The following is a 3,152-nucleotide window of genomic DNA, read 5'->3' as shown; positions in this document are numbered from 1 at the left end:
TCCGCTTTTAACTAGGGTTCTGCGAGCTGGTAATCCTAATACCGTTTCCATTTAGTTTTGAGAGGTTAGCCTATACAAACTGAAAACGGTACTAGATTGATGCACGTATCACTCCACGAAGCACATCTTCAGATGTTGTATTTGAACGATTTATACTTATGCTGGATATTTGCTTCAATATCATCCCATCAAGATTGTCAAAATTATTAATTAACTTACTACAATAAGTTAATGCATCTTCGCTAGTGCATCTTACGCTATGACTTGGATGCATCATCGAATTAACAAGATTAACAACCGCTTGTTCAGCAGTTGTGAAAATAGACTTATTAACAGATACATCTGTTTTACCCTTATCAAAAGTAACTGTATATAATTCTGGAAATAAGCACATTGTTACAATTCCCATAGCATATAAATCTTTACAAAAGTGATCTCCAAAAGTATGAGGATCAAGATAATGAGGGGTCCATGCGAAAGATTTAGACGAGCCTCTTTTATGTGATGTGCCAAAATCAATAAGCTTCATGGTCGAGTTTTTTAAATCTATAACAAAATTTTGACACTTAACATCCCCATGTACACGATAGTGATTATGAAGAGTATTAAGATCAGATAGTCCAGAGGTAAGACATAGCAACCTTTTTTCAAAAGACACTTGAATTAATTCACTTGAATTAAAAAGGTGAAGTCCTTTTTCATGTTGCCATTCAGCAACGATACTTGTCCTACTTTTATTAGAAAAATAAAAAGCTTGTCGTCCAAGTAAACGATGATATTTAACTTCTCGCGTCGCTTCTTGTTGGGCTTTAATGAGATCCGATTCTGCTAATTTTTTAACTCCATATAAAGGAATATGAGTATCAGCGGAACTGTAACCTTTTTTGACTTTACCAAACCCCCCGCTTTCATATTGCTTGGAATGCTCCGTAAAAAAATGATTCTTACTATCCAAGATAATCTCAGATTTTGGAGAGCTGGTATTTTTTCTGCTTTTTTTAACTGCAGTTGATTCCAAAACGAGTGGTAATTTTTCAATTACTCTTTGCAATGCCTTTTCAAGCGTATTATGATCTAGAAGTTTACTTGCTATGAGATTTGAAACCATTCCGTTCAGCCGCTGAATATTAGATTCAGTCAATGAAAAAAAAGGTTCTAACATTTCTTTTTTAATATTAAAATTAGCTTGATCAAGTAGATTGAACAAATCAAATACATCACTTCTAAATGAATCACGCTGTGGTTTTAGCAAAATTAATTTTATGCATAAATCAAGTGACTTTATATCTAAAAGATCTGCTTTTTTAAGTAAACTAATTGCTCTGTAGAATCGATAAGCATCAAACTCTTTATTCAGCAGTTTACCAATTAGTTCCTGATTATTTTTTAGTAACGATTCAGCAGATAGAATTTTTAAAATTTGCCCAAATGAATAAACATCATTATTACAAACGTAATCGAATGCTTTACTATCTAACATGTTGTTCTGTTGTAATAATTTTAAAATGGAATTTTTCTCTAAGAAAAACGTAAATTCTTGCTTCAAAAGCATAGTAAAAGTTTCAACAGTTAAACAATATTCTTTAGACTCAATTAAAATAGATGATATTTCTACCAAATAGTGGAGATTGTTATTAGTACATATCAATTTAATTAATTCATCATTTATAGTAATTTTTGCACGATTTAGCAGTGAAAGAAGAGACTCTATAGAAGAAAGTGACTTTTGATTTCCAAGATGACTTAAGCTTGTTTCATTCAAACAATTTACTTTATCAAGTTCTTGCAGTATCTGAAAAAGACTATGTGCTTGATTCGCGTTTTCATTAATTAAACTTAGTCTCGTATGAGTGAGATGATTTTTTCTATCCAATAATCGCAAACACTGCTCTATTTTTTCGCGAGAATACGGCAAGTTACAAGACATAGTTAAAACTGTTTCAAAGACTTCTGGACTTAAAGTAATGGGTTTTGATAGAGGATAACAAAATAAATTATATAAAAAATAACGTCCTTCATACGAAAGACCATATATAATAGAAAAGTTATTTTCATTAACAATGCCAGAACTATCCATAACCTCAAAAATTTCAAAAAAATAATTGGAACTAAATTCACTTTTTATTGATTGTATTAACTGTAAGTTGCTATTAATAGGAATTATTTTTATCAGCCTAAAAATATCAGAGGCAGTTAACTCATAATCAGCTGATTCATTTTCGAAGGTTTTTAAATATTGTCTAATTTTGATGGCGTCATCATGATCGCCATAAATATATTTACGTATATACCACGTTTGTTCATAATCTTTTAATAATTGGCGTAGCTTAGTTAATTTCATATTTATCCTTTTAAAGTCTAAAAAATAGAGGTAATTTTGCCCGTCCCTGACGACTAAATAATTTCATTCAATTTATAAACATGATGGAACTGAACATGAAAAAAGTGAATAGCTATTTTGGTGTATTTTTTGATTTATTGATTCATACATTGTACATTATGAAAATAAAAAGGTAAATAAATGCTCACAATGCGATAGTCTAATGCCTGATAAGAAAAAATTTTGTTTGAGCTTGGCCTGGATGAAAATTATAGTGGCAAATAAATTGGGGGCATTCGCAATTAATGTGGGTCAGATTTTGGCTGGTGGCAATTAAAGTGGGTTAAAGATAAATTATAGTCGCATGTAATTTGGGTCAAATTTGTGTTCTGTTTGCGGGTTGAGTCGTTTATGATTGCGAGCCGTTAGTGTGTCACGAAGGTGCATGGATACATGCGCCATGCTGAGTAGAAGATGAGAGTAGGTCTCTCGAATTCGACATGTAGATGTTGATTTCAAACCACCTTAAGCTGCTGTGGTAAAGAGCCATGGTAGTGAGCGTTAAGGAAAAAGGCATAACAAATATGTCAGGTAAGGAATAAGGAGACGAGCGCAAGCGAACTGCTGATGACGTATCGAAAGCAATTACGTTGGTGTCAAAACTAATGGGTAACGGCGCATTAGGATAAATCTGGAGGCAATCTACTTACTGTCCAGATGACATCCGGTATTGAGGTAGCGTGAACTTATTTCAGGCTTTTACTTGGAACGTGAGAACCTGTCGCTCTGATGTAAAGGGAGGAATTCGAAATGGTAGCCCCACAAGAATTAG

The 3,152-nt window shown here is 32.8% G+C and carries 1 protein-coding gene; it reads right to left on the bottom strand.

Going from position 1 to position 3,152, the window contains the following annotated elements:
• Positions 1-91: 91 nt before the first annotated feature.
• Entirely contained in the window at positions 92-2,341 is a 2,250-nt protein-coding gene (locus QM652_RS14365; RefSeq protein WP_415076987.1) for a protein kinase domain-containing protein, read from the bottom strand.
• Positions 2,342-3,152: the final 811 nt, after the last annotated feature.

The organism is Legionella sp., assembly GCF_047605385.1.
Lineage (GTDB): Bacteria > Pseudomonadota > Gammaproteobacteria > Legionellales > Legionellaceae > Legionella.
Note: the sequence above shows the minus strand (reverse complement) of the source record. Positions and strands in the feature narration are given on the sequence as shown.